Genomic DNA, 25223 nt, shown 5'->3' with positions numbered 1-25223 from the left:
AATGAAATGGTCGGAGCGGCGGGATTCGAACCCACGACCCCTAGTCCCCCAGACTAGTGCGCTAACCGGGCTGCGCTACGCTCCGACGCCCGAACGTCTAGTTTATCAAGGTGATTTTTGGAAGGCCGGAACGGGGAAGAATTTCAGAATGGGAACAGAACGGCATTCACGGGACCGGTTTGGTGCGGAAAGCCCCACGAAAAGTCCCACGAATGTTTATGGCTTGTTCCGGCCCTGGCGGAACCATTCCGCCCGATCTGGACTCCACCGGCATGTCGCGGCTGGAGTTCATAGGCATCGTCACATGCGCGTTCATTGCTGCCGCGGCCATCTCGCAGCTCATCCGGGGCATTCAAAACTTCTTGTCAGAGTAAGCCGCCGTCCGCCAATCCCTACACTGTTGGTCAAGACACGGCCGCTCGCAACGGAGCCCTTCAAACGGCTATCGCTTGGTCCAAACGAAAGCCGCCGCTGTTGCCAGCATCATACCGCCTGCCAGATGTAGAATCAGGTTCGGCCAGGCGGCCGATCCCATCAACGTGGCGACGAGCACGCGTTTCCGATCAGGAGATGTGGACGGCGGATGGGCGACAACGACACCCTTCGTCTCACCTAATGAGGAATGCGCCTGAACAGCGATACCCATTAGGCGTCAGGTATTGCGATCTCGAACGACAGCATCGCATGGCAGAAGCCTATGGACCTCATTGAGTCCCCTGGCGTGATGGGCGCCCCATTCCTGGAGAGAATTCAACACGGGCCGCAGGCTTTCGCCGAGCGGGGTGAGCAGGTATTCGATCCCCTGACTGTCGACGGCGCTGGGCTGTCTGCTCACGATTCCATGTTCATCGAGCGCTCGAAGCTGCTCGATCAACACCTTCTGTGAAATGCCGACGATGCGGTTTTCCATGTCGCATATGCGTTGCGGGCCATCCATCAGCACGTGAAGAATGACCGCCTTCCAGCGTCCCGAAAGGACGCCCAGGGCACGCTCGACCGGCAAGCCCGGTAGTCTCTTGATGATCTTCATCCGCCGACCACTGACCAATCAGTGTGTAGATAGGAATGGCTACCGAACATAGATCTTCGGCAGAAATCCGCTCGAAGGTGATCTATGTACGATTTGTTCGAACCTCAACTGCTTGGCGGCACCGTCTCGCTGAAGAACCGCATCGTCATGCCGGCCATGACCCGCACGCGAACGTCCGAGGGCGACCTCCCGACCGATGGGGATCTCCCGAACGAGATGATCGCCACCTATTACGGCCAGCGAGCCAGTGCCGGTCTGATCATCACCGAAGCCACTGACGTCGACCAGTCCAGCCACGGTTACGCGAGGACACCCGGAATCCACTCGGAAGCCCAAATGCAGGGCTGGCGTCTCGTGACCGATGAGGTTCACCGTCATGGCGGCACGATATTCATGCAATTGTGGCACGTCGGCAGGATGGCCCATTCCTCGATTCTGCCGAGCGGCCAGGCCCCGGTGGGCGTGACTGGGCAACGGGCAGAGGGCTCGTCGGTGTTTGCCCACGGCCCGGACGGCCGATTGGGCTATATGCCGACGGCGACACCGAGGCCCCTCAGCACGGATGAAGTGTCGGCCATGGTCGGCACCTTCGCCAAAGCCGCCGCCAATGCACGGAAGGTCGGGTTCGACGGTGTCGAGATCCACGCGGCCAACGGCTATCTGTTCGAGCAGTTCATGAACTCGGTGCTCAATACGCGCACCGACCGTTACGGCGGGAGCAGCATCGAAGATCGCACGCGCTTCCTGATGGAAGTCGTCGATTCGGTGGTGGCTGAATTCGGTCCGGGGCGCGTGGGTGTTCGTCTGTCTCCGTTCGGCAAGTACGGCTCAATGCCGGTTGATCCTGTTACGGAGGAAACGTTCCTGTATGTTGCCGAGCAGCTGGGACGCCGTGGCGTGGCATACATCCATCTACTCTACGAGTTGATGCCTGACGGAAACATGGAGACGGCGGAGTTCAAGCCTCGGTACCTCGACCATGCTCTGCTTGCCAAAGCTCGGGCGGTGTTTCCCGGCGCGTTCATCTGGTGCGGCGGCTTCAACGACAGCGAGCGTGCCCAGGCTTCGCTCGACACCGGATTGGTGGATTTGATCGCTTTTGGCAGGCCGTATATCGCGAACCCGGACCTCGTTGAGCGTCTTAAGCACGGCTGGCCGTTGGCCGTAGCAGACCGGTCGACCTATTATACCCGCGATGGCGAGGTGGGTTACACGGACTTCCCCGCATGTTCGAACGATATAGCTGCAAGCAGCGCTGCCTGACGCGGCGATGGGTCGGAGCGGGGGGCGGGGCCGGGCGGTTCTGCGAACCCCTGCTGGTCGACTATGGAAACTCGGCCGCCCCTGGCGAGGTCGTCCTGATCTCCCCGTAATCCCGGATCAGGTGCGCTTGGCCACCCTTGTTCATGACAGGTAGAGACATCATGACGAAACGAACGTTTCTCGTCACCGGCGCCAGCAAGGGCATTGGCCGCGCACTCTCAACGCGGCTCGCCGCTGCCGGGCATCATGTGGTCGGCGTCGCTCGCGGCGAGGATCGATCCATGCGAGGAACGTTCGCTCGTTTGCCAAAGAGAACCGATAGTTCAGCCGCTTCCCGGTTTTCCGCCAAGGAGGGTCGGCGTCTTGGTCGTTCCGCTTTAGGAAACGGAACATCAGTTGTTCACCAACTCGACGCTGTCCTCTTTCGTACCGCGCGCGACGATCGTCAGTGCCTCGTCCGGCAAAGGCCGTTGCAGCAGACCGGCCTCGCTCCACGGCGCCCGCATCAAGATTTCGAGCTCTTCGATCGTGGTCGGCAGAGGGCAGCGACCAATGCGCGTATCCGTGGAGTTCGCCGAGATCACGTCATCCTCCGCGCCGTGCCTTCTCCGCCGCCGCGTAGCCCTTGATGCTCACCTGCACGTGCACGTTCTGGTTCTGGGCCACGTAGGCGATCAGCAGGCTTTCGTTAAGGCGGCCGATCACGTCGAGAACCGCTCCGTCCACATCGGCCACCGCAAAACACCCTCCCCCTTGGCATTGTGTGTACTGAAGGGAGGCTATTTCCTTCTTGGTTTCGTCTAAGAGCCTCACTCCAGACGGCAGCCAGACGCCGAGCGGAAGCTGCACCAGGATTTTGGATTTCGGCTCCCCTGGCAGCTGGCCGATGACGATCGAAGCCGCCTGCGCGATCGTTCCGCTCGAGGTCTTCACGTTAACCGCACTTGTGCTCTCGCAGATCTTGCCGGTGTCCGTCACCTGGCAGCGAACCACCCAATCGTCGAACGTGGCAGTCGTGGCCGACTGGCCAGGCGCAGCTTTGGTCATCGCAGCCAACAGCAGCAGCGAAGAGAATGCGGTTCTAATTCGAAGCCAACTCACCACTTCATCCGGAAGCCGACGGTTCCACCGACACTGTAGTCTTCGCCGAGATCTTCAAGGCTGGTAACGGCGGTCGCCTCGCCGTAAACGGCGAATTTGTCGTCGTTCCAACTATAGCTGCCGCCGAGGCCGACGCCACCGGAGAGCCGTTCGTTGGTGGTCGCGAACGGCGTGCCGGCAACGTCCACATCGGTGTTGTCGAGGAACTCGTGATAGAGATTGGCGATGCCGTAGAAGCTGGCCCGGCTCGTCTGCCCGGCCGCGTCCTGCCACGCATTGCGGTAATCGGCCGAGAGACCAAGGCGACCCGTCAGCCGCTCGGCGCCGTCGAGCGACACCGGGGTACCGAACGCATCGGTGAAACTGTCCTTGACCGCGGCGTAGACGAGATGCGCCTGTGGCATCAGCGACCAGGCGCCGCTGACAGCAAGGCGGCGGCCGGTCTCGATGCCAAGCGCATAGCCGCGGCCGGCATTATCTGTGGCGAGACTGCCGGCAGTGTCGGAGGACAGATCGCTGTCGAAAATGGTGAACTGCGCCTGGCCGTCGACATAGAAACCGTTATCGCCGTACCAGGTCAGCGTGCCGCCGACGCCGTAGCCCGCCGCCTCGATCGTGCCGTCGCCCCAGAACGAACCGATGTCGGCCGAGACTAGACCATACTGCGCAGTCAGGCCGCCGATGAGGCGCCCTTTCTCACCGTCGTGCAGTTGCGTGTCTAGGCCGACCTGCATCTCGACTTCGTCGGCCTCGTAACTCAGACCCGATGTCGAGCTCGACGGTTCAAACCTGCTGTGCGTCGTCTCGATGCGGCCCCAGATCGGAGACGCCGCATCCCCTTCGGTTCCTCGGCTCGGGCCCGCGGCATCGTCATCCCGATAGCGATTGCCGACGCGCTGCTGCAGCGTCGGCAGATCGGCGAGACTGAGCAATGCCTGCGGCATCGCCTCGTACAAGGCAACGCCGGCCTGGAAGGCGGCGCCGACGACGCCGAGAAAGTCCGACCGCAGATACCAGTCGCCGTCGGCTGGCGTGCTGACGCCGCCCTGATAGAGACGATAGGCATAGGCGCCGCCGACCACTGCCTGCTGGCCCTTGAAGACATAGTCACCGAGCAGAGAGAACGTGCCGGTAGAGGCAACAGGATCGAGGACATCGACGATCTTGATGCCTTCATTCGTCTCTCCGCCGCCACCGCCGACATTCGTCACGCGCAGATTGCTCGTGCCCAGCACCGTCGTCGCCACGAGGCGGTCGGTGACCGACAGATCGCCGCCCAGCGCCGTATTGACATGGAGCGTGCCGCTATCGCCGTTATAGGTATCGACGGTGAGCACCGTGCCCGGTGCACCGCCGGTCCGCACCGTGCCGGCATTGTTGAGCAGACCGAGCGTCTGATCGAAGCCTTTGAGATCGAGCGTTGCGCCCGGATCGACATAATGATCGGAGGCGGCGCTGAACGCATTCGCCGCACCGGCGCGCAGCGTGCCGGCCCGGATCGTCGTCGCGCCGGTATAGGTGTTCGCGCCTGTCAGCACGGTCGTGCCGGGACCGTTATGGTTCACCGCGCCGCCAGTGCCCGACATCGCGGTCGAGAAGAGATAGTTCGTGTCGGTGTGATTGAAGTTGACGCGTGCCGTTCCGGGGCCGAACGTCAAAGTCGCCGCGTCGAGTGTGCCCGCGCCGGTCGCCGCCTGCCCCTCCGCGCCGCCGATATTGAGGATGCCCGTGCTGCTTGCGCCGCTCGCCAGCGTGAGCTGGTCGCCGACCGTCATGAGCGCGCCGTCGGCCAGCGTGACGATGCCGGTGGCGCTACTGGCCCCGATCACCTGGTCATCGCTGACGGAATAGGTCGAGCCGGCGCCGGAAACCAGCAGATTGGCGGTACCACTTGTGCTGCCGATGCGCGATGTCGTTGCGTTCGCTGCGCCGCCATCGAGGATCGACACCGATCCGCCGCTTTGGAGATTGAGCTCCCCGTTCATCGTCCAGCTCGAGCCCGCATCCGAGATCAGGACCGACTTTGTGCCGGTCGCAGCAGAGAAAGAGCCGACGGTTCCGTTCAGGCTCCGGACCGTGCCTCCGTTGGTAACGTTCAGAAAGGTGTCCGAAGCCCCATTCTGATGGCCGACGCCGAAATTGCCGGCGAGATCCAGGAGCGATCCCGCGCCGTCGACATTGACCGTCGCTGTTTGCGCGTTGGGGCCGCCGATAGCCGCCGTCCCGTTGATCGTCGTCCTGACGACACCGCCGTTCAACACGTTCAGGGTGGCGTTGCTTCCGGCGGTGACACCTCCTACAGCCAGAGTCCCGGTTTCAAGGAGCGAGCCGGTCCCGCTCACCGTCGCGGTCACCCCCGGGCCGCTCAGCCCCATGTGACTGGTGTCCGTGATCTTGCCGCCGTTCAGCAGCCGCAGATGGCCGGTGCCCGTCACGTTCGTGATGCCGGTATAGTCGCTCGTGCCGGTGAGGGTCTGCGTACCGGCTGAAACGCTCACGCCGCCGGTGCCGGTGATGGAGCCTGCGAACGTGTCGCCGGCATTGGTCAGCTGCAGCTGCTTGGCGCCGAGATTGACAGTGCCACTGCCAGCAAGGCTCTGGATGCTTGCGCTTGTCGGCGTCACAGCGGAAATGTCGAACGTGCCATCGGCGACGACGCGGCTGGAGTTGGCGATCGACCCGGCGCCGGACAAAGCGAGCGTGCCGGTTCGGATCCATGTCTCGCCGGAATAGGTGTTGGCATTCGTCAGCGTGAGTGTGCTGCTGCCGGTCTTCGCGAGCGCGCCGTTGCCGTCAATAACGCCCGACAGCGTGAGATTGGCGTCGGTCTGGAACGTGCCGCCGCCCGCGTTCAGCGTCACCGGCAGCGCGGTCGTGAATGCACCGGTGTTCTGCAGCGTGCCGCCGTCGAAGCTCAACCCGCCGGTGCCGAGATTGGTCGCGGATGCAACCGAAACCGTGCCGGCATTGATGGCCATCTCGCCGGAAAAGTTGGTGCTGTTTGCGCCGGTGAGCGTCAGCGTGCCCGCGCCGATCTTGGTGAACGTGCCGGTGCCGCTGAAGGGCGAGGACGCGGTCACGTTGAACCCGGCCGTATCGACGGTCAGCCCGCCGGACGCGATGTTGAGTTCCGTGCCGGAAAAGCCGCTGACGAAGCTCGTGGTATTCGTTTTCGCACGCAGCGTGCCGCCGTCGAAATTGACCTGAACCGGACCGGTGCCACGCAGAAGCGTCTGCGTTTGTAACGTGCCGCCACTCGTGACGTTGAGAGTGCCCTGGCTCGCGGAGGTTCCGACAGTCGTAGAGGTCCCGACGTTGACCAGCGCGTTGTCGCTGATCGTCAGCGCACCGGGGCCGCCGTTGCCGATGAGCAACCGGCTGGCGATTGTCCAAGTCGAGCCGGTTCCTGAGATCAGAGCGGTCCCGTTTGAGCCACCGAACCTACCGATATAGCCGTCGCGACCGGTGGTCAGCGTGCCGCCGCTGGTCACGTTCAGGAAGCCGGTGCCGTTCGTCTCGGCGACGACGATGTCTCCGGCTGTTTGGACGGCGCCGCCATTACTGATGTTGAGCGTGCCTGTTGCGCTTCCGCCGCCCGACGCAACGCTGCCCAGCAACAAGGAGACAGCGTTGGGGCTGCCGTTGATGATCCACTTCGATCCCGGACCGGTCACGTTCATGACGCCGACCGATCCCCCGTTTAATCCAACGTAGGAGTAACCAGTCGCATTGCTCGTGAGGGTACCGCCATTCTGGATCGTCAGGCTGCCTGGCCCGCTGCCGAAGCCGACAACAACATTTCGGCTCGTAGCGGTCGCAGCGCCGGAGACGCCCAGAACCGTCGGATTGGGCGAGGTCGTGGCAATCGTTACGTTGCCGTTGGTCGGCACCGCGCCGCCGGACCAGTTGCCGCCAACCGTCCAGTCGCTGCTGGTGTTGCCGGTCCAGGTTTGCGCCTCGGCGGTCTCGGAGATGCAGACCGCCAGCGCCAGGATCGAGCATGAGACCAGAAGAGGGGCGACCGAAGCGCGGGCTAGGCGCCTCTGCAGGGAAGCGTGATGCGCCTTTGCTGAAAGGTTCGTGCAAGTGCCCGGCGCGGTTTTCAAGGCCTGTTCCGCCTCCAATCCGTCACCGAATCTCCGACGCGAGCAAGCACCCACTTACCGCTCCCTCATCCGCCTGAGCGGAAGGACCTTTTTCGAATCCCAATAAGGACAACATACCGGTCGCCAAATTCGTAGGTCAGGTACCGTTTAGAATGTGTAAAAGTAGGCTAACTTGTCTCGGCCAGGCCGTTGCACCGGGAACACGGCGACGGACGTCGCGGAAGCCCGGATTGACTCCGGATCGCCATGAGAACAAATCTGGAACATGGGTGTCAAAGCGCTACCAGGCCAAGCATCAAGGGAAACGGCCAAGCTCAACGATTTCATGCTCGCTCAGGAGATCGAGCAGCGGGTGAAGGACGGCCGGTCGATCCGCCTCACTGCTGAGACAGCGATGCGCCTGGTCCAGGCCATGCGTTGGAAGATCGCTTATGAGGGCGGCAAGCAGGGTGCCTATATGGTCGAGAGCTGGGAAACTGAGCGCGCGATCCGAGGCCAGCTAAAGAAAAGCTTCGGCACCCTCAATAATTTCTGGGCCGCGATCAGCGCCTACGAGGGTGTCGCCGAGCAATTTCCGAACGAGCACATCACCTGCCGGGGGAAGGCGCGTATACTCCGCCAACAGAACGAACCGCCGACGCGGCCCTGAAAACGCAAAAAGCCCCGCCCGGCCGAAGCCGAGCGGGGCATGTGGTCAGGGCAACTGCTTAGTCGAACAGACCGCCGGGGACGGCTTTATCCCCGACCGGCGAAAAGCCGGAGACCTCTTGGCGGATCGTCAGTTCGCAGGCCACGGGAACGAATTGACGGTTTCCAGCTTCTACCCGCAGGAGGCCCCCAATGGTGTCAACGACTGCACGCCGCGTTCCTCTTCACACAGCCGCTCAGGTCAACCTCCGCATCCGGCAGGAGACCGAAGATCGACTCGCCTATTTTGCCGACCATCTCCAAGAGATCGAGGGTCGACTCAACGAACTCGACCGCGAATGGGACATCGAGCGCACGATCGAGGCCAATGCCTCCACACTCGCTTTTACTGGTGTCGTCCTCGGCGTATCGCTCGACAGGCGTTGGCTAGCACTACCAGCCGTCGTCACAGCTTTTCTGTTTCAGCACGCGGTTCAGGGATGGTGCCCTCCTGTACCGGTTCTACGCCGGATGGGCTTTCGCACCTCCGACGAGATCAACCAGGAACGGTATGCGCTGAAGGCTCTCCGAGGCGATTTTCAACTCCTTCAGAAGGCCCAGAATAAAGAATTGGCCGTACTGCAAGCAGTAGGGCTTCGCTAAAGCAACTCATGAAAAAGCCCGCCGAAGCGGGCCGTTGACGTTTAGATTTGTGAAGGTCAGGCGCCCGTTCGTCGGCGCAGGCGTGCCGATCCTCCGGCACGCGAGGTCAGCCCTGCTTGCTGCCGCACCACGGCAGCTTCGACGGGTCGCCCAGGGTCGCGCCGTCGCTCTTCAGGCACGCCGCGAGCTTCGCCTTGTCGCGGATCTCGTGCAGCCCCTGCTTGCGCTTCGCTTCCTCGAACCAGGGAATGAACAGCGGCGACGCCGGCAGGATCCCGGCGGCCTTGCCGGCATCAAGCGCGAACAACGTCTTCGGTCCGGCGATGCCGTCGACCGACAGACCGTGATCCGCCTGGAACGCCTTCACCGCCGAGATCGTGGCGCGCCCGAACACACCATCGGCGCCGGCCGAGCCAACGGAATAGCCGCGCGCGATCAGCGCGAGCTGCAGGGCAGTCGTCGTCATCAGAGATCTCCGGAAATGAAAAAGCCGCCTCGGAGGGCGGCTGGTTGAGAAAGTACGGTTGTGCTAGGCGTCACGCTTCATCGGCTGAGAGGAACAAGATGCTCGTTCTCGGACTTCACAAGGATCCTTGGCACAACACAGGCGCCTGTGCGGTCAGAGAGGACGGTGGAAAATTCTCGATCGCAATGCTGTCCGAAGAGCGGCTTGACCGACTAAAGGATTCTCGCGCCTTCCCTCATCACTCGGCAATGGCGTGCCTCAGGGAAGTTGGCGCACATGCTCCCGAAGAATGTGACAGCATCATCCTCGACCACATCGTCAACAAGAGCGATTGGAGGAAGGATCAATTTCGCCGCTCATGCTCAAACGTGAACTTCCTCGCCGAGGTCGACCAAAGCAAAATCGAGATGATCAATCATCATCTCGCGCACGCCTGTTCCGTCTTCTACTCCTCTCCGTTTTCCGAGGCTGCTGTTCTGGTAGTAGATGGTCGAGGCAGTGACCGCGAAACGCAAAGCCTCTTCCATGCGACCGAGGACGGCATCCGCCTGATCACTTCGACGTCCAAGATCGGAATCGGCCTTCTCTATGCGGCTGTCACCCAGGCGATCAAGTTCGGACTACTTCAGGAGGGCAAAACCATGGGTCTCGCGCCTTTCGGGAAGACGAACAGCCAACTCTTCAACTTCGGCGGTCGGTTCGATGGAATTGTGACCGACTACGAGGGCTTCTGCATCGACGGTAGCTACGACATTGCTCATAGCTATGAACCGCTCGATTCCTTCGAAAAGAAAGCCGACGCAGCCTTCGCGGTGCAGGCTGAATGCGAGCGGGCCATGTTACATTTGGCGCGTTTCGCAAAAGAGCAGACGGGCGCGAAATATCTCTGCATCACTGGCGGCGTCGCGCTCAATTCCGTCAGCAACTACCGGATTCTCGAAAGCGGCCTGTTCGAAGACATCTTCATTAACCCCGCCGCTTCAGACACGGGCATTCCCTTGGGCTGCGCCCTCTACGGCTATTACACGAAGGGCGGCAGGGTGCGCGAGGAGATATCGCCCTATCTCGGCCCAACCTATTCGGACGCCCAGATCGAGGACGCGATAAATCGGTTCGATGGTTACGAAATCGTACGAGCATCAGCGGTCGACCGGGCCATTGATCTGCTGGCAGCAAACAAGATCGTTGCACGTTTCGAAGGCCGCTCCGAGATGGGTCCTCGCGCCCTTGGCCATCGCTCGATCCTCATGAGCCCCTTGCTCGCGGAGAATAAGGACGTTCTCAACGCTCGCGTAAAATTTCGCGAGTCCTTCCGCCCCTTCGCCCCGATCGTCTTGGAGGATCGGGCCTCAGAGTTTTTCGAGATCGATCGCCCTTGCCCATACATGCTTCTCATCCCGCCGGTGCGGAAAGAGATGAGGTCTGTTGTTCCAGCTATCACACACGTCGACGGAACGGCCCGCCTTCAAACCGTCACCCGTGAGCGGAACGGAAATCTGTACGACATCCTTCAGGTTTTCGGAGAGCGCACCGGTGTTCCAGTGCTGTTGAACACCTCATTCAATATTGCGAACGAGCCAATCGTTGAGTCTCCGGTCGATGCCATTAAGTGCTTTATGGGGACCGACATCGACGCACTGCTGATCGAGGACATTCTTCTTCTGAAGATCTAACAGTGACCAGCGCAAGCATGCCAGGAGAAAAACTGATCGTTGCCTTCCCCATCTACAATGGGGAGCGGACGATGGAACAAAGTCTTCAATGTATCGCCGATCAAGACTTCCGGGACTTCAGAGCCGTCATCGTCGACAACAAGTCGACTGATCGCACGGCAGAGATCGCGAAGGAGTTCTGTCGAAGGGACCCGAGATTTGAGTTGATTGAAGCGGACGAGCACGTCGCTGGCGTTGATAACTTCGTGCGTACCATCAAGATCGCCCGCGAGCGTGGCGAATTTTTCTGTCTTCGGGCGTGCGATGACCTCTCCACAAGGGATTATCTCGGCAAGCTCCTATCAGCTCTCGAAACTGATCCAACAAAAATGCTGGCAGTTGGCTCTGTGGAGAGACACGCAGGAGATCAGGTCACTTATCTAACGCCCAAGGACGATATATTCGATTTCTCCACGCGGATTGCGTCCGGCCGCATCCCCCGCGGCCTCATGTTCCCTTCTGAGTGGTTCTACGGGATTGTTCGATCACACGGCGGCTCGGAGATCATGCTGAGGCGTTGGCCTGAATTAGGCACTCCATGGTGTGCGGCATCCTATACAGTGGCCGAATTCGTGGTCCGGGATTTGGTCGTCTACGTGCCCGAGCCGAGATTCCATTTCATTCGAGGCTCGAACTCGGAGTCGCTCTACAAAGTCACCAAATTCAAAGATCGTTTCTTAGCACGCTGGAATTACACTATAGGTTGCTTCCGCATTCGGGAATCCCTCGGCCCCCTATCGGCCCGCGCAAAGTACAAGCTCTTCCGCATGTTCTGGCGGGATGCCCGGAGGAAGACCGGATACAAATTGTTCTGGAAGCTCTGAGCTACCAAGCCGACGGGCGCAAAGGCCACTTCTTTTTGGGATTGTCCTGCCGTGTTATCGAAGCGGATCTCGGCATTTAGGCAGACATATGGCTTTCGGAATTGGAAGAACGATCCGCCGCTCTCTCGGCATCAAGAAAAAATGGCGGCCAGACTACGTCGGTGACAATGTCGGAGTACGCCGAAAGAACCTGGGATTTATGTCAGAGCCGTCCTTCGCATCGGCATGGGAGAGGGCTGCTGAGGGAAATCGGCCCGCCTGGGACGGACGAGTCAAGGACGTTCGCTGGAGAGCCCACACCGCTGTTTGGGCGGCGCGGCATGGCCTTCTTCTACCCGGGGATTTCGTCGAGTGCGGCGTCAATCTCGGCGCCTTGTCGATGACGATCTGCCACGCGCTGGATTTCGCAAAGGTCACGAAAACGTTCTATCTCTTCGACACCTACGAAGGCATTCCCGACGACGGCCGCGAGATCACTCAATCGCGCAACGGCTCGCTTTACTTCGACTGCTATGCCTTGGCCGAGAAGAATTTTGCGCCATTCCCGAATGCAAAGCTGGTCAAGGGGTGGCTTCCAGGTACTCTCGACCAGACCTCACTTGATCGGATCGCCTATCTATCAGTCGACCTCAACCATGCCGATGCAGAGAAAGCCGTAATGGACGAACTCTGGGACCGGCTCAGCCCGTCCGCCATCGTTGTCATCGATGACTATGCCTTCGCAACCCACGAAGATCAGCATGAGATGTGGGACGAATTCGCAGCCTCCAAAAAATCGTCTGTGCTGACTCTGCCGACTGGACAGGGGCTACTCGTGAAGCCAGCATAGCTTGGGTTCATGCGAGGCGACGTATAATAACTTCAGCATAGATTTCGATAACGCCGGCGTTGGTTGCCACGCCGAAACCATCGGTGTTTCTGGTCGTATTGCACCAGTGCTGAAGCGCGAACGTCGGCCGCAAGAGCTGGTGGCGGAAGTTCAAGAAGCGGATCGACCTGTCGAAGTACCGCTGGCACGACAACCGCCACACCGCCGGGACGCGGCTGTTGCGCGAGACCGGCAACCTGAAACAGGTGCAGCACCTGCTCGGACATTCGAAGATCGAGACGACGACGAAGTATGCGCACGTCCTCCTCGAGGATCTTCGCGCAGGCATGGAGGCGGTCAGCGCCCGGCGTAGCCAGACCCACGAAAATCCCCACGACAGAATAGACCGGACGGAAGAAGGCCAAGAGCTTCTTGGGAAAGAGGCATAATGCCTCCCATTCCCCCAGACTAGTGCGCTAACCGGGCTGCGCTACGCTCCGACGCCCGAACGTCTAGTTTATCAAGGTGATTTTTGGAAGGCCGGAACAGGGATGTTTTTCGAGATCAGCAGAATGATTCACTGAGGCGCCAATCATGCCTATCGAAATCACGCCCCCTGCCTCCAGAAATCACGGCCAGATCACGCCAGGCCGCCATCTTCCCCAAGCCGAGATTGAATCGCCCGGTTTGGGGAGGCAACATGTCGAAGATCAAATCTCGAAAAGCTCGCGTGATCGGCGCCCAGATCCCGGTTGAGTTGAGCGTCGCCGTCGATGCATGGATCGAACTCCAACCTGAACCAAAGCCCACTCGTTCAGACGTACTGCGGCTTGCTCTTAAGAGGCTTGTCGGCTCCAAGAGAGTGATCAAATGCCCTCAGCCGAGCATTCGATGGGAACGAGGCACCCAGAGCCCGACATGGCGATAAGAGCAAGCCGCAATAGGTCCGAACGGGAATCCTGCCCCGAACGGGGATAGTTCCAGGCTATCCTCATGATCGGTTTATGAGATTAGACGTGGACTGTCAGTTAAGTACGCTGAGGTTGCGAGGCGTCCCGTCTGCAACAGGCTGCATCGCCGGGTCGCCGCCCGTGGCTATAGAGGGTGGCGACCTAGCCTTTAGCCAGCGCTTAGCTGGCGCATCCCTGCATGGCCGCGAGGCCTGCAGGCGGGCCGCCGCTTTCTCTGCATGGGGTGGCGGCCCGCACCAACGAGCAACATACCCGCCCGGCTACTGCGAGACGTCCAACAGCCGCCGGCATTCCGCGAGTTCACGAAGCGCCGCTTCCAGCCTGTGCCGCCCGCCGAGCGCGATGCTCGGACGGCCGTTCGAGGCGCCCGTCAGTTCGAGATGAGGTGCATGTTCGAGCTCATCCGGTTCGTCATGATCATCGACGATCGGCTCGAAATTCGACCGCCGGGCGATGACCGCCGGATTGACCGCGAATGTATCGATATGCTTCGGAGCGAAGGCTTCCGGACCTGGCCGCTCCTCCATGCCGAACATGGGCTCGTGGCGCTGCTCGCCACGATCTGCGCGCGGGGCATAGTCCTCGGCATGCGCCTGTGAGAGCGCGGGCAACTCCTCTTCGAGGTCGTCGCGCCAGACCATCTGGACATAACGCAGCCCCTGTTCCTTCAGGATGCGCTGAACGCCCTTGATCGTGTAGCCCTCGCCGTAGAGCAAGTGCTTGATGCCGCGCAACAAAAGGACGTCGTCCGGGCGGTAATACCGCCGTCCGCCGCCGCGCTTCAGCGGCTTGATCTGATTGAAGCGCGTCTCCCAGAAGCGGAGAACATGCTGTGGCAGATCGAGATCGTCCGCGACCTCGCTGATAGTCCGGAACGCGTCGGGAGACTTATCCACCCCTACCCCCTACTCCAGATCAATCCTCTTCGCCGACGGCCTCTCCATTGATGCGGCCCTTCAGGATGTTGCTCGGCTTGAACACGAGCACCTTGCGCGGCGGAATTGGCACTTCCTGGCCACTCTTCGGGTTACGGCCCACCCGCTGTCCCTTCGGGCGAACGACAAAGGACCCGAACGAAGACAGTTTCACCATCTCACCCTGTTCGAGACAGTCGGCAATCTGATCCAGCACCATTTCCACAAGAGCCGCGGATTCGGTCCGCGACAGCCCCACCTTCTGATAGACGGCCTCGCTCAGATCGGCGCGGGTTATTGTCTTTGTGGCCATCGGCTTCCTCCCTAGGGACCGGTTATATTTATTACCACGAGATGTCAGCGTAGACGTCTGGTGTAATTGGTCAACTCGTCTTGCTACCAGCGCAGCAGGGCCGAGGCCCACGTAAAGCCGCCGCCCATTGCTTCGAGCATTACGAGGTCGCCACGCTTGATACGGCCGTCATCATAGGCGACCGAAAGCGCGAGGGGGATTGAAGCCGCCGATGTGTTGCCGTGGCGGTCGACGGTGATAACGACCTTGTGAGCAGCAATCCCAAGCTTATCCGCGCTGGAATCGATGATCCGCTTGTTCGCCTGGTGAGGGACGAACCATGTCAGGTCTTCCGAAGTGAATCCTGTTGCTTTGTAAGCATCTTCGATCACATCCGTGATCATCCCGACCGCGTGTCGAAAGACCTCCTTGCCCTCCATCGTCAGGACGCCCACCGAACCTGTGGACGACGGCCCGCCGGTGGCGCAGAGCTTCGGTCCGTGCCGTCCGTCGGAGCGAATGTGAGTCGTGAGGACACCGCGGTCAGTCTTCACGTCACCCGGCTGATCCTGGGCCTCGACGACCATCGCGCCGGCGCCGTCGCCGAACAGGACGCAGGTCGTGCGGTCTTCCCAGTTCAGGATTCGTGACAGCGTATCGACGCCGATGACCAGTGCGCATTTGTGACTGCCGGAAGACAGGAATTTGTCGGCGATTGCGACGCCATAGACGAAGCCGGAGCAGACCGCCTGCACGTCAAAGGCGGCACCATGGAAGATGCCGAGCCTGGACTGGATCTGCGTCGCGGTCGACGGGAAGGTGAGATCCGGCGTCGTCGTCGCGACGATAATGAGATCGATATCCGCAGGCGTCTTGCCCGCGTTCTTCAGCGCGGCCTCGGCCGCCGCGAGGCCGAGAGTCGAACTGGTCTCGTTCTCACCCGCGATGTAGCGCTGACGGATGCCGGTGCGCTGGACGATCCATTCGTCCGAAGTGTCGACTGTCTGGGCGAGTTCGGCATTAGTCACAACACGCTTCGGCAGGGCGCTGCCAATGCCCAGCACCACGGAACGCTTAACTGTCACGATATAGCGGCTCCTACCGCGGGGGCCTCTTTCAGGCGATCATAGGTCGCGAGGCCGGCCGAAATCTTGGCGAGAAGGTCGTAGCGGGCCATGTCATGCCCGAGTTCAACGGCGGCGGCAAATCCTTCCGGATTGCTGCCGCCATGGGCCTTGATGACAATGCCGTTCAGCCCAAGGAAAACGCCACCGTTGTAATTATTTGGATCCATCTGTTTGCGCAGCGCATTAAATGCCGGCTTGGCCAGGAGATATCCCAGTTTGGTCCGCCAGCTCCGGCCGATTTCCTCGCGCAGCACCGTCGCGACCTGCCTCGCCGTTCCTTCGGCGGTCTTCAGGGCGATGTTCCCGGAAAAGCCCTCGGTCACCACGACATCGACAGTACCCTTGCTGATGTCGTTGCCCTCGACGAAGCCTCGATAGATGAAGTCTTCGCCGTGCTCGCGAAGGATAGCCGCGGCGCCCTTCACCTGCTCGACGCCCTTCATCTCCTCGACGCCGACATTCAGCAGGCCGACGGTCGGCCGATCGAGGCCGAAGACGATTTTCGCCATGGCGGCGCCCATGACGGCGAAGTCGACCAGTTGGCGCGCATCCGCGCCGATGGTCGCGCCCATATCGAGCACGATGCCGCGGCCGCGGGCGGCGAGCGTCGGCCAGATCGCGGAGATCGCCGGCCGCTCGACGCCGGCCATGGTCTTGAGGTGGACGGTCGCCATCGCCATCAGCGCGCCGGTGTTGCCGGCGGAGACCGCGATATCCGCCTCGCCCGATTTTACCGCATCGATTGCGAGCCACATGCTGGACGTCTTGCGACCCTGGCGAAGTGCCTGGCTCGGCTTGTCGTCCATCCGGACCGCGACGTCGGTGTGTACGATGCGACACACTGCCTTGAGCGCCGAATGTTCGTCCAGCAACGGCGCGATGGCCCGTTCGTCGCCGTAGAAGACGAACGCACTGTCCGGATTGCGGCGAAGCGCGATGGCGGCCCCGGGGACGACGACCGAAGGGCCGATATCCCCGCCCATGGCATCAAGCGCAATACGAACGGGCTTAGACATCTAACATGCTTTGCGGGGGACCTGATTGTCGGGCGGCCCGACGGAGGGCGGACAATAGCGTCTCGGAATCTAGGCGCAAGCTTTGCAACCCGGGCCGCGAACTTTCACTTATTTTCGTCGTCCTTGCGACGAACGAGGTTCTCCAGCCCGGCAAACGGCCGATAGGTACCTTCAGACGGCGCGTCGACCTTCGATTCTTCCGGCGGCGAGAATTCCGCGCCGGGCTTGCGAGGATAGGGGTCGAGTGACAGCGCCAGAAATTCCGCGATCACGGTGCCCAGATCGACGACACCGTTTTCCAAAACGTCCGGAGCGTCGAGGTCGGATTCGAACTCGCTGCCGATTTCCTCCTCGGAGGGCATCTCCTCCTCCGGCACGAAGGTGAGGTTGACGTCTTCGGCGATGTCCACATCGAAGGGATCGACGGTGACGACGCACACCTGTGTAACCTTGCCTTCCAGCCGCCCTGTCACCGCGAGACCGGAGCGACCCCAGGGCTTCACCGCGAGATCGGCGGTCAGGCGCTTTACCGCCGGGATCTTCAATTGCTTGGCCAATGCCGAGCGCGCGGTCTCGTCGGCGTCGATCACAACGCGCGTACCACGCGGCGGGACATCCGAGATGGCGATGGGTCGGCTGAGGGCTGCTTTCGCGGTCATGCGGCGGTCTCCGGGGCGGGGAAAACCGGGCCCTTGTCGATCAGGCTGTCGCTCGGCTGCTCACTGAGCGCCTTTACAGCCGAGCGGACATAGGCTGCGAGCTTCCGCGCCCTCGGATCGACACCCGAATCACCGTCGAACACATTCCGCTCGATCGCGGCCGCAAGTTCTCCGTCATCCAACTGAAGCGCCGAATCATAGGCGGCGGTTCGACCATAGAAAGCCGAAGCCATCTTTTTGATCTTCTTCGGCACGGTGAGGTCGCCGACGCCCATTTCCCGCAGTGATCGATCCATGTCGGTAAACATCAGATCGAACACCCGCTGGCCGGCATCACGCACGGAATCCGGCTCGGATTTCAGCCTGTGCATGAAGAGAAATGCATGCAGCATCAGCATTTCGTAACGCCCCTCGGGCGTGTCCGGCACACCAATGTCACGATAAAGCTCGGCTTGCCGCGCCTGTGCCACGATCAGCGAATAGAGCCGCATCGCCTGCTTGTCGTCGGCCGCCTGCCGGAACAATCCGAAGATCATGGATACCTCCGCGCCGGGCGCAAAGTTGCACAGTTCATGTGGGCGGGTTAGGGCAAGGCGCCGCAGCGGGCAAGTCGCGTAGTCGTTTTGGGGGATGGGGATGGCCGGTTCAGCACGTTCGCTTGGTCTCGCCGGGGCCATGTCGCTCGTCATCGCCGCTGCCGGATGCAGCGCGGTCGAGACGACCCAGGTCAAGGGCTATATGTTCTCGCAATCGGCGCTGGACCAGATCCCGGTCGGCTCGAGCCAGGAACAGGTTCTGGTCGTCCTCGGCACGCCCTCTACGACGGCAACCGTGAACGGCGAGGTCTTCTACTACATTTCGGCCACCGAGAAGCGCGCGATGCGCTTCATGAAGCCGAGCGTGACCGACCAGAAGGTGGTGGCTGTCTATTTCGACAAGAACCGCAAGGTCGAGCGCCTCGCCAATTACGGCATCCAGGACGGCGTGGCGTTCGACTTCATCAGCCGAAAGACGCCGACGCCGGGCGTCGAGAAGACCCTCGTCAGCCAACTCCTGGGTCTGGTGAGCTTCTAAGCAAAAAGCCCCGCCGAAGCGGGGCTTTTTTCTTCGTGAGCGAGTCGATCAACCGTGCGCAAGCACTGCGAGGAGCAGAAGCGCCACGATATTCGTGATCTTGATCATCGGGTTCACGGCGGGGCCGGCGGTGTCCTTGTAGGGGTCGCCGACCGTGTCGCCGGTCACGGCCGCCTTGTGGGCATCAGAGCCCTTGCCGCCGTGATTGCCGTCTTCGATGAACTTCTTGGCGTTGTCCCAGGCGCCGCCGCCGGCCGTCATCGATATGGCGACGAAAAGCCCGTTGACGATGACGCCGAGCAGCATCGCGCCGAGAGCCGAGAAAGCCGCCGATTTACCGGCGATGCCGAGGATCAGGAAATAGCCGATGATCGGCGACAGCACCGGCAACAGCGACGGGATGATCATTTCCTTGATCGCCGCCTTGGTCAGCATGTCGACCGCGCGGCCGTAATCCGGCCGGTCGGTGCCTGCCATGATGCCGGGCTTCTCGCAGAACTGCCGCCTCACCTCCTCGACCACCGCGCCGGCGGCACGGCCAACGGCGGTCATGCCCATTGCGGCGAACAGGTACGGAAGCAGGCCGCCGAACAGGAGACCGACGACGACGTATGGGTTGGCCAGCGAGAAATCGACCGTCACGCCCTGGAAGTATGAGAATCGCTCGGGCGTCGCATTCGCGATGAAGAAGTTGAGGTCTTCCGTGTACGCCGCGAACAGGACCAGCGCGCCGAGGCCCGCCGAACCGATCGCATAACCCTTCGTAACCGCCTTGGTGGTGTTGCCCACCGCGTCGAGCGCGTCGGTCGTGCGGCGGACATCGTCCGGCAGGCCCGCCATTTCGGCGATGCCGCCGGCGTTGTCGGTCACCGGGCCGAAGGCGTCGAGCGCGACCACCATACCGGCAAGGGCGAGCATTGTCGTGACCGCGATCGCAATGCCGTAGAGGCCCGCCAATCCGTATGTCGTCAGGATGCCGGCGATGATGATCAGCGCCGGCAGCGCGGTCGATTCGAGCGAGACCGCAAGGCCCTGGATGATGTTCGTGCCGTGACCAGTCACGGACGCCTTGGCGATCGACTGCACCGGGCGGAAATTCGTGCCGGTGTAATACTCGGTCACCCAGATAATCAGGCCGGTGATGACGAGACCGGTCACGCCACAAAGGAAGAGATCCAGTCCCGAGAAGCTGACCCCGCGCGTCGTGGTGAACTCGGCGCCAAAGCCGATCAGTCCCCAGGTGACGATGGCAAGGCCGAGGATCGAGAACAGCGCCGAGGCGATGAAGCCCTTGTAGAGCGCGCCCATGATCGAATTGGTCGGGCCGAGCTTCACGAAGAAGGTGCCGATGATCGAGGTGATGATGCAGATACCGCAGATCGCCAGCGGATAGAGCGGCATGACGTTCACCGCATCCGACCCGGCGAAGAAGATCATGCCGAGCACCATCGTGGCGACGACCGTCACCGCGTACGTCTCGAACAGGTCCGCCGCCATGCCGGCGCAGTCGCCGACATTGTCGCCGACATTGTCCGCGATGGTGGCCGGGTTGCGCGGATCGTCCTCCGGAATGCCGGCCTCGACCTTGCCGACGAGATCGCCGCCGACGTCCGCGCCCTTGGTGAAGATGCCGCCGCCGAGACGAGCGAAGATCGAGATCAGGGAGGCGCCGAAGCCGAGGGCGACGAGACCGTCGACGATGACGCGGTCTCCGGGCGCATAGCCCTGGGAAGTGAGTACGGCGTAGTAGCCGGCGACCGCGAGCAGCGCGAGGCCAGCGACGAGAAGGCCGGTAACCGCTCCGGAGCGGAAGGCGATGTCGAGACCGCCCGCGAGGCTTTTCGTGGAGGCCTGCGCGGTGCGGACATTGGCCCGGACGGAGACGTTCATGCCGATGAAGCCCGCCGCGGCGGACAGGATCGCGCCGATGGCGAAGCCGATCGCGACGGTGATGGAAAGCAGCCAGGCGACGAGCGCGAAGATGACTACGCCGACGATACCGATCGTCGTGTACTGGCGCGTCAGATAGGCCTGCGCACCCTCCTGAATCGCCCCCGCGATCTCGCGCATGCGCTCATTGCCCGCGTCCGCCGCCAGAATGCTCCGGACGGTCCAGACGCCGTAGACGATCGACAATGCGCCTGCTGCTAGAATAGCCCACATAACCGGCATGTTTGATGTCCCCGCGCGTTACCTGGGACCAGGGCGGTCCCTCCCAAATCACTCGGTTTATTTGCATTTTGATCGGCCCCGAGCCGGCCGTGCGGGGAGACTGCCAGAGCTTCGGACTGGTCGCAATCGTCACATGCGACTTGCCGACGCACTTATTTCAATGATTTGAAGCGATACGCGAAGTTCGGCTCAGAAATGCCGGAACGCAAGCCTGTCCAGGACGAGCGGATGGCCGTGGCGCTCTATCCGCACGCGCCCCGCGAAGGACGGCATGATCGTGCCGATGGCGGCGACCTGAAGCCCTGCCCTTTTGGCCGCGCGTTCGAAGGCTTCGGTGTCGTCCGGGTTCACCGTCGCCAGTACTTCGTAGTCGTCGCCGCCGGTCAGGACGGTGGCGAGCGCCGAGGGATCGGCCGCGACAGCCTTGGCGGCTGCCGGAGACAGCGGAACGCGATCGGCTTCGAGGACCGCCCCGACATCGGATGCCGCGCACATGCGCCCGAGATCGCCCGCCAGTCCGTCGGAGATGTCCATGCTGGCGGTCGCGAAATTCGCGACGATGGATGCCGCCTGAACGCGAGGCTCGGGCAGCAGATAACGGTCAAGCAGATGCTCGGCGTCTGTGGCGCTCAATCCCCAGCGGCCCTTGAGCGTCTGGTCGAGACGGATCTTCAGGCCGAGCGCGGAATCGCCGATCGTGCCGGTGACGTAGATGCGCTGCCCGGTGACGGCGCGATTGCGGCGCGGCACGTGCCCCTCGGTGGCCAGACCGAAGGCCGTGACCGAGATCCACAGCGGTCCCGGCGTGCGGACGGTGTCTCCGCCGAACAGCGAGATATCGAACTCTTCTTGATCCGCGCCGAGCCCCTCGACGAAGCTCTCCAGCCAATCCGGCGACCAGTCTTCGGTCAGCGCGATGGTGAGAAGATAGCCGACCGGCCGCGCACCCTTGGCGGCGAGGTCGGAGAGATTGACACGAAGCGCCTTGCGGGCGACGGCGTCCGGGGGGTCCTCGGGAAAGAAATGGACTCCGGCCACCACCGCGTCGGTGGTCAGGACCAGTTCATGGCCTTCCGGCGGCTGATAGGTTGCGGCGTCGTCGAGAAGCTGCGCGGCGCCGGGCGCGGTCGCGAGCGGCCGGAAATAGCGGGCGATCAGCCCGTCCTCGTCTGGCCGCCCGATGCCGGTCATTGCCCGTTTTCTCGCGCTCCCGCTTCGAACTCCTCGGCCCGCATCAAACGAGCGAGCGTGTCGAGGACAGCATTGGTCATGCCGACTTCCTCGCGATCGACGAAGGCGTCGGCCACGTCGACATATTCGGTGATCACGACACGCGCGGGAACGTCGCGGCGGACGAGCAGTTCGTAAGCCCCTGCCCTCAGCGTCGCGCGGAGAATCGCCTCGATGCGCTTCAGCGGCCAGCCCTTGGCGAGCGCGGCATCGATATCGCGGTCGAGTTGGCGCTGCTCGCGCACCACGCCCTCGACGATGTCGCGAAAGAAGGCGATCTCGGCCGGCTTGTAGGACTCGCCCTCGACTTCCTGGCCGAGCCAGAAGCTCTCGAATTCGGCGAATACATCGGTCATCGCCGCGCCGGCGATGTCCATCTGGTAGAGCGCCTGCACCGCGCCGAGACGGGAGGACGAGCGTTTTTCGCCGCGCGACATCTCACTGTCCTCCGATCATGCCGGGAAGCTTGCGCTTGGCGCGGATGAGCATGAGCGCCGCCTCGACGGCGCCGCCGCCCTTGTCGCCCTCCGCGACCCGGGCGCGGACCCATGCCTGCTCCTCGGTCTCGACGGTGAGGATGCCGTTGCCGACGGGGATGCGGCGTGCGACCGAGAGGTCCATCAGCGCGCGCGAGGATTCACCGGCGACGATCTCGAAATGATAGGTCTCGCCTCGGATCACGGTGCCGAGCGCGACCACGCCGTCGAACGGACGGCCCTGCGCCTCGGCGGTGTCGAGCGCGATGGCGACAGCGGCCGGAATTTCCAGGGCGCCCGGCACGGTGATGCGTACGCTGGTCGCGCCGGCCTCGGCGATCTTCGCCTCGGCGCCGCGCAGGAGTTCGTCGGCCAGTTCGTTGTAGAAACGGGCCTCGACGATGAGGATCGACGCGCGTGTGGGTTCGGTCGCCACGTCGCGGCGAGGTTCGGCAATCATGATGGTCCTCGAATGTCGGGGCGGCTTAGCGGACGCCGCTCGCCTCCGCAAGCCGCGCCGCGTAGCGAGCCATCAGATCGACTTCCAGATTGACGGCGTCGCCGGGTTTCCAGTCGCCGAGCGTCGTGACGGCAAGCGTATGCGGGATGAGTAGAACGGAGAAACGGGTACCGTCGACGGCGTTCACGGTGAGCGAGACGCCATCGAGACAGACGGAGCCCTTGGTCGCGATGAAGCGGGCCAGTTCGGGCGCGGTCTCGAAGCCGAAACGCACGGCGTCGCCGATCTCGTCGCGGCTCAGAATCGAGGCCGTGCCGTCGACGTGTCCGGCGACGATATGGCCGCCAAGCTCGTCGCCAACCTTCAGCGCACGTTCCAGATTGAGGCGCGTTCCGGTCCGCCAGAGCGCGGCGGTCGTGACCGCCAGCGTTTCGGGAGCGGCATCGAATTTCACCAATGTACGGCCATCGAGCTCGCCGGTTTCGACAACCGTCAGGCAGACGCCCGAGCAGGCGATGCTCGCGCCGATGTCGATGCCCTTGCGCTCATAGCGGCAGCCGACGGTCAGACGCGTCACCGCGTCACCGACCTCGGTCTCCAGCACTTCGCCGATATCCGTCACGATCCCCGTAAACATCACGCCCGCCTGTAGATCTGCATCAGGTCGACACCCGCCTGATGGTGCTCAGATAGTCCGAGACCAGCCTCGTTCAAAACCCGTTCGACGGGTCCCGGCAATGCGGGGACCGCATCCTCGCCGAGATTATTGGGGCTGGTGAAGATCACCGCCTCGTCGACGAGGCCGGCCTGCAGGAAGGAATCGGCGAGTACCGGCCCGCCCTCCACCATCAGGCGCGTGATGCCCCGCCGCGAGAGTTCGGTCAGCGCCTTGGCGATGTCGATGCCCGCGTCGTCGATGCCGCTGCGGATGATCTCGACGCCATGCGGGGCAAGCGAGCGCTCGGCGTCATGGCTCGCACTGTGTTCGGTGACGACCCAAACCGGCGTTTCGCGGGCGGTTGTCACGAGCTGGGAGAAGCGGGAGAGCCGAAGCGACGTGTCGAACACGACGCGGACCGGGGAGAGTTTTTCGAGATCGGGAAGACGCGAGGTCAGCACCGGATCGTCGGCGATCACCGTGCCGATGCCGACCGCGATCGCGTCGGACTGGGCGCGCATCATGTGGACGAGATCGCGGGCGACGTCTCGAGTGATGGGAGCAGGGCGGCGACCTGCGAGGCCTGCCTTGCCGTCGGCGGAAACCGCAAGTTTGAGTGTCACATACGGACGGTTCTTCGTAACCCGCATGATGTGGCCGGCGTGAATTTGCCGAGCCAGGTCGGCTCCAATACCGACAACCACGTCGAGACCAGCCGCGCGCAACTGGGCATGCCCCTGCCCGGCCACCAGCGGGTTCGGATCCTCGATCGCCGAGACGACGCGACTGATGCCGGCGGCGATGATCGCATCGACGCAGGGCGGCGTCTTGCCGTGATGGGAACAGGGTTCGAGGCCGACATAGATGGTCGCGCCACGCGCCCGCTCGCCGGCCTGCCGCAGCGCGATCGGCTCCCCGTGCGGGCGACCGCCATCGGCGGTCCAGCCGCGCCCCAGAACCTCGCCGTCCTTGACCACCAGCGCGCCGACGGCCGGGTTCGGCCAGGTCCGGCCTAGACCACGCGCGCCAAGCCTGAGCGCCGCCTCGATGAAGCGGACGTCATCCTCGGTTGCGGCTCCGGCGGCCGCATGCTCGACCGCCTGGTCCGTCATGGGGTGCGTGTATCGTCTTCGGCAAGTTCGGCGAGGGCCTGCTCGAAATCCCTGGCCTCGCGGAAGTTGCGATAGACCGAGGCGAAGCGGACATAGGCGACGGTATCGACCGCCTTCAGCTCATCCATCACGATCTCGCCGATGGCGGAGGATGCGATTTCTTCGCCCTCCCCCTCAAGCCGGCGGACGATGCGGCTGACGAGCGCCTCACGCTGGTCGGCGTTGAACGGCCGCTTGCGCAGCGCGATATCGACCGAGCGCTCGAGCTTCTCGCGTTCAAAGGGGACGCGGCGGCCGGAATTCTTGACCACCGTGATCTCGCGCAATTGCACGCGCTCGAAGGTCGTGAAGCGGCGATTGCAATCGGGACAGATACGGCGACGGCGGATCGCCGTCGTATCCTCGGTCGGCCGGGAATCCTTGACCTGTGTGTCGAGGCTTCCGCAGTACGGACACCGCATC

26 protein-coding genes, 1 tRNA gene and 1 pseudogene are annotated in these 25223 nt (G+C 62.4%); 9 read left to right on the top strand and 19 right to left on the bottom strand.

The window, feature by feature from the left end; genetic code table 11:
• Positions 1-7: 7 nt before the first annotated feature.
• Together ACFPFW_RS08235 and ACFPFW_RS08230 are read right to left on the bottom strand one after the other, a co-directional pair.
• A tRNA-Pro gene (locus ACFPFW_RS08235) sits at positions 8-85 on the bottom strand.
• A gap of 567 nt (positions 86-652) precedes the next feature.
• Positions 653-1030 (bottom strand): winged helix-turn-helix transcriptional regulator, encoded by a 378-nt coding sequence (locus ACFPFW_RS08230; RefSeq protein ID WP_114958758.1) that lies wholly within the window; start codon positions 1028-1030, stop codon positions 653-655.
• A gap of 84 nt (positions 1031-1114) precedes the next feature.
• Here ACFPFW_RS08230 and ACFPFW_RS08225 point away from each other — a divergent pair, with 84 nt between their 5' ends.
• Complete coding sequence (locus tag ACFPFW_RS08225; protein ID WP_114958757.1) at positions 1115-2293, top strand: alkene reductase; 1179 nt, start codon at positions 1115-1117, stop codon at positions 2291-2293.
• Between the two features lie 143 nt (positions 2294-2436).
• Positions 2437-2523: pseudogene (locus ACFPFW_RS08220) on the top strand (hypothetical protein); the annotation flags it as partial.
• 162 nt (positions 2524-2685) lie between these two features.
• On the opposite strand, the gene ACFPFW_RS08215 reads toward ACFPFW_RS08220, so the two are convergent.
• The 3 genes from ACFPFW_RS08215 to ACFPFW_RS08205 are packed head-to-tail and all read right to left on the bottom strand — an operon-like array spanning position 2686 to position 7500.
• Complete coding sequence (locus ACFPFW_RS08215; RefSeq protein WP_379771506.1) at positions 2686-2877, bottom strand: hypothetical protein; 192 nt, start codon at positions 2875-2877, stop codon at positions 2686-2688.
• Between the two features lies 1 nt (position 2878).
• Positions 2879-3394 (bottom strand): invasion associated locus B family protein, encoded by a 516-nt coding sequence (locus ACFPFW_RS08210; RefSeq protein ID WP_114958756.1) that lies wholly within the window; start codon positions 3392-3394, stop codon positions 2879-2881.
• Positions 3391-7500 carry an autotransporter outer membrane beta-barrel domain-containing protein gene (locus ACFPFW_RS08205; protein ID WP_162799818.1) on the bottom strand — a complete coding sequence of 1370 codons (4110 nt, stop codon included), beginning with the start codon at positions 7498-7500 and terminating at the stop codon, positions 3391-3393. The genes ACFPFW_RS08210 and ACFPFW_RS08205 overlap by 4 nt, the downstream gene beginning before the upstream one ends.
• A 265-nt stretch (positions 7501-7765) precedes the next feature.
• Between ACFPFW_RS08205 and ACFPFW_RS08200 the strand changes: the two genes are divergently transcribed.
• Both ACFPFW_RS08200 and ACFPFW_RS08195 read left to right on the top strand, forming a co-directional pair.
• Positions 7766-8149 (top strand): hypothetical protein, encoded by a 384-nt coding sequence (locus ACFPFW_RS08200; protein ID WP_114958754.1) that lies wholly within the window; start codon positions 7766-7768, stop codon positions 8147-8149.
• A gap of 191 nt (positions 8150-8340) precedes the next feature.
• The gene (locus ACFPFW_RS08195) at positions 8341-8790 is read left to right on the top strand and encodes a hypothetical protein (protein ID WP_379770239.1); all 450 of its coding nucleotides are present in this window, start codon (positions 8341-8343) and stop codon (positions 8788-8790) included.
• Positions 8791-8896: 106 nt separating this feature from the next.
• On the opposite strand, the gene ACFPFW_RS08190 is transcribed toward ACFPFW_RS08195, so the two are convergent.
• On the bottom strand, positions 8897-9256 hold the full coding sequence (locus ACFPFW_RS08190; protein ID WP_114958753.1) for a peptidoglycan-binding domain-containing protein: 360 nt from the start codon (positions 9254-9256) through the stop codon (positions 8897-8899).
• A gap of 98 nt (positions 9257-9354) precedes the next feature.
• Here ACFPFW_RS08190 and ACFPFW_RS08185 point away from each other — a divergent pair, with 98 nt between their 5' ends.
• The 4 genes from ACFPFW_RS08185 to ACFPFW_RS08170 all read left to right on the top strand — a co-directional run bounded on the left by ACFPFW_RS08185 (position 9355) and on the right by ACFPFW_RS08170 (position 13049).
• Positions 9355-10929, top strand: coding sequence for a carbamoyltransferase family protein (locus ACFPFW_RS08185; RefSeq protein WP_114958752.1), 1575 nt, complete (start codon positions 9355-9357; stop codon positions 10927-10929).
• 2 nt (positions 10930-10931) lie between these two features.
• The gene (locus ACFPFW_RS08180) at positions 10932-11792 is read left to right on the top strand and encodes a glycosyltransferase family 2 protein (protein WP_379770235.1); all 861 of its coding nucleotides are present in this window, start codon (positions 10932-10934) and stop codon (positions 11790-11792) included.
• 88 nt (positions 11793-11880) lie between these two features.
• Positions 11881-12621, top strand: coding sequence for a TylF/MycF/NovP-related O-methyltransferase (locus ACFPFW_RS08175; protein WP_114958751.1), 741 nt, complete (start codon positions 11881-11883; stop codon positions 12619-12621).
• Between the two features lie 161 nt (positions 12622-12782).
• On the top strand, positions 12783-13049 hold the full coding sequence (locus tag ACFPFW_RS08170) for a tyrosine-type recombinase/integrase (protein ID WP_114958750.1): 267 nt from the start codon (positions 12783-12785) through the stop codon (positions 13047-13049).
• Between the two features lie 782 nt (positions 13050-13831).
• On the opposite strand, the gene ACFPFW_RS08165 is transcribed toward ACFPFW_RS08170, so the two are convergent.
• The 6 genes from ACFPFW_RS08165 to ACFPFW_RS08140 all read right to left on the bottom strand — a co-directional run bounded on the left by ACFPFW_RS08165 (position 13832) and on the right by ACFPFW_RS08140 (position 18268).
• Positions 13832-14467 (bottom strand): MerR family transcriptional regulator, encoded by a 636-nt coding sequence (locus ACFPFW_RS08165; protein WP_114956456.1) that lies wholly within the window; start codon positions 14465-14467, stop codon positions 13832-13834.
• A 19-nt stretch (positions 14468-14486) separates the two neighbouring features.
• The gene (locus ACFPFW_RS08160; RefSeq protein ID WP_379771435.1) at positions 14487-14846 is read right to left on the bottom strand and encodes an integration host factor subunit alpha; all 360 of its coding nucleotides are present in this window, start codon (positions 14844-14846) and stop codon (positions 14487-14489) included.
• Between the two features lie 35 nt (positions 14847-14881).
• Entirely contained in the window at positions 14882-15862 is a 981-nt protein-coding gene (locus ACFPFW_RS08155) for a beta-ketoacyl-ACP synthase III (RefSeq protein ID WP_114956458.1), read from the bottom strand.
• Positions 15859-16920 carry a phosphate acyltransferase PlsX gene (gene plsX / locus ACFPFW_RS08150; RefSeq protein ID WP_114956459.1) on the bottom strand — a complete coding sequence of 354 codons (1062 nt, stop codon included), beginning with the start codon at positions 16918-16920 and terminating at the stop codon, positions 15859-15861. Before plsX ends, ACFPFW_RS08155 begins: the two co-directional genes overlap by 4 nt.
• 104 nt (positions 16921-17024) lie before the next feature.
• Positions 17025-17579 (bottom strand): DUF177 domain-containing protein, encoded by a 555-nt coding sequence (locus ACFPFW_RS08145; protein WP_114956460.1) that lies wholly within the window; start codon positions 17577-17579, stop codon positions 17025-17027.
• Positions 17576-18268 carry a ubiquinol-cytochrome C chaperone family protein gene (locus ACFPFW_RS08140; RefSeq protein WP_379770230.1) on the bottom strand — a complete coding sequence of 231 codons (693 nt, stop codon included), beginning with the start codon at positions 18266-18268 and terminating at the stop codon, positions 17576-17578. Before ACFPFW_RS08140 ends, ACFPFW_RS08145 begins: the two co-directional genes overlap by 4 nt.
• Between ACFPFW_RS08140 and ACFPFW_RS08135 the strand changes: the two genes are divergently transcribed.
• A complete protein-coding gene (locus ACFPFW_RS08135) occupies positions 18255-18653 on the top strand; it encodes an outer membrane protein assembly factor BamE (protein ID WP_379770227.1) in 399 nt (132 codons plus the stop codon). The genes ACFPFW_RS08140 and ACFPFW_RS08135 overlap by 14 nt on opposite strands.
• A gap of 48 nt (positions 18654-18701) precedes the next feature.
• Here the strand turns inward: ACFPFW_RS08135 and ACFPFW_RS08130 are convergent, their stop codons facing one another.
• The 7 genes from ACFPFW_RS08130 to nrdR all read right to left on the bottom strand — a co-directional run bounded on the left by ACFPFW_RS08130 (position 18702) and on the right by nrdR (position 25222).
• Entirely contained in the window at positions 18702-20825 is a 2124-nt protein-coding gene (locus ACFPFW_RS08130; protein ID WP_114956463.1) for a sodium-translocating pyrophosphatase, read from the bottom strand.
• Positions 20826-21014: 189 nt separating this feature from the next.
• Positions 21015-22016: a thiamine-phosphate kinase gene (thiL, locus tag ACFPFW_RS08125; RefSeq protein WP_114956464.1), complete on the bottom strand. Its 1002-nt coding sequence runs from the start codon at positions 22014-22016 to the stop codon at positions 21015-21017.
• The gene (gene nusB / locus ACFPFW_RS08120; RefSeq protein WP_114956465.1) at positions 22013-22492 is read right to left on the bottom strand and encodes a transcription antitermination factor NusB; all 480 of its coding nucleotides are present in this window, start codon (positions 22490-22492) and stop codon (positions 22013-22015) included. Before nusB ends, thiL begins: the two co-directional genes overlap by 4 nt.
• A gap of 1 nt (position 22493) precedes the next feature.
• Positions 22494-22988, bottom strand: coding sequence for a 6,7-dimethyl-8-ribityllumazine synthase (ribH, locus tag ACFPFW_RS08115; protein WP_379771432.1), 495 nt, complete (start codon positions 22986-22988; stop codon positions 22494-22496).
• A 28-nt stretch (positions 22989-23016) separates the two neighbouring features.
• Positions 23017-23628, bottom strand: a complete 612-nt coding sequence (locus ACFPFW_RS08110) for a riboflavin synthase (RefSeq protein WP_114956467.1) — start codon at positions 23626-23628, stop codon at positions 23017-23019.
• Positions 23628-24761, bottom strand: a complete 1134-nt coding sequence (gene ribD / locus ACFPFW_RS08105) for a bifunctional diaminohydroxyphosphoribosylaminopyrimidine deaminase/5-amino-6-(5-phosphoribosylamino)uracil reductase RibD (protein WP_114956468.1) — start codon at positions 24759-24761, stop codon at positions 23628-23630. Before ribD ends, ACFPFW_RS08110 begins: the two co-directional genes overlap by 1 nt.
• Positions 24758-25222: a transcriptional regulator NrdR gene (nrdR, locus tag ACFPFW_RS08100; protein WP_114956469.1), complete on the bottom strand. Its 465-nt coding sequence runs from the start codon at positions 25220-25222 to the stop codon at positions 24758-24760. The genes ribD and nrdR overlap by 4 nt, the downstream gene beginning before the upstream one ends.
• Position 25223: the final 1 nt, after the last annotated feature.

The sequence above is a fragment of the Flaviflagellibacter deserti genome, from assembly GCF_042652085.1.
Classification (GTDB): Bacteria; Pseudomonadota; Alphaproteobacteria; order Rhizobiales; family Methylopilaceae; genus Flaviflagellibacter; species Flaviflagellibacter deserti.
This window is presented reverse-complemented; position numbering and strand designations above follow the sequence as displayed.

Bases quoted from the DNA above. Each gene is read 5' to 3' on its own strand.
- nrdR (WP_114956469.1), bottom strand. From the start codon at position 25,222: ATGCGGTGTCCGTACTGCGGAAGCCTCGACACACAGGTCAAGGATTCC.
- plsX (WP_114956459.1), bottom strand. From the start codon at position 16,920: ATGTCTAAGCCCGTTCGTATTGCGCTTGATGCCATGGGCGGGGATATC.
- ACFPFW_RS08130 (WP_114956463.1), bottom strand. From the start codon at position 20,825: ATGCCGGTTATGTGGGCTATTCTAGCAGCAGGCGCATTGTCGATCGTC.
- ACFPFW_RS08200 (WP_114958754.1), top strand. From the start codon at position 7,766: ATGGGTGTCAAAGCGCTACCAGGCCAAGCATCAAGGGAAACGGCCAAG.
- ACFPFW_RS08140 (WP_379770230.1), bottom strand. From the start codon at position 18,268: ATGACGAGCGACATGGCCCCGGCGAGACCAAGCGAACGTGCTGAACCG.
- ACFPFW_RS08190 (WP_114958753.1), bottom strand. From the start codon at position 9,256: ATGACGACGACTGCCCTGCAGCTCGCGCTGATCGCGCGCGGCTATTCC.
- ACFPFW_RS08145 (WP_114956460.1), bottom strand. From the start codon at position 17,579: ATGACCGCGAAAGCAGCCCTCAGCCGACCCATCGCCATCTCGGATGTC.
- ribD (WP_114956468.1), bottom strand. From the start codon at position 24,761: ATGACGGACCAGGCGGTCGAGCATGCGGCCGCCGGAGCCGCAACCGAG.
- ACFPFW_RS08230 (WP_114958758.1), bottom strand. From the start codon at position 1,030: ATGAAGATCATCAAGAGACTACCGGGCTTGCCGGTCGAGCGTGCCCTG.
- ACFPFW_RS08185 (WP_114958752.1), top strand. From the start codon at position 9,355: ATGCTCGTTCTCGGACTTCACAAGGATCCTTGGCACAACACAGGCGCC.
- ACFPFW_RS08110 (WP_114956467.1), bottom strand. From the start codon at position 23,628: ATGTTTACGGGGATCGTGACGGATATCGGCGAAGTGCTGGAGACCGAG.
- nusB (WP_114956465.1), bottom strand. From the start codon at position 22,492: ATGTCGCGCGGCGAAAAACGCTCGTCCTCCCGTCTCGGCGCGGTGCAG.
- ACFPFW_RS08225 (WP_114958757.1), top strand. From the start codon at position 1,115: ATGTACGATTTGTTCGAACCTCAACTGCTTGGCGGCACCGTCTCGCTG.
- thiL (WP_114956464.1), bottom strand. From the start codon at position 22,016: ATGACCGGCATCGGGCGGCCAGACGAGGACGGGCTGATCGCCCGCTAT.
- ACFPFW_RS08135 (WP_379770227.1), top strand. From the start codon at position 18,255: ATGTCGCTCGTCATCGCCGCTGCCGGATGCAGCGCGGTCGAGACGACC.
- ACFPFW_RS08175 (WP_114958751.1), top strand. From the start codon at position 11,881: ATGGCTTTCGGAATTGGAAGAACGATCCGCCGCTCTCTCGGCATCAAG.
- ACFPFW_RS08195 (WP_379770239.1), top strand. From the start codon at position 8,341: ATGGTGTCAACGACTGCACGCCGCGTTCCTCTTCACACAGCCGCTCAG.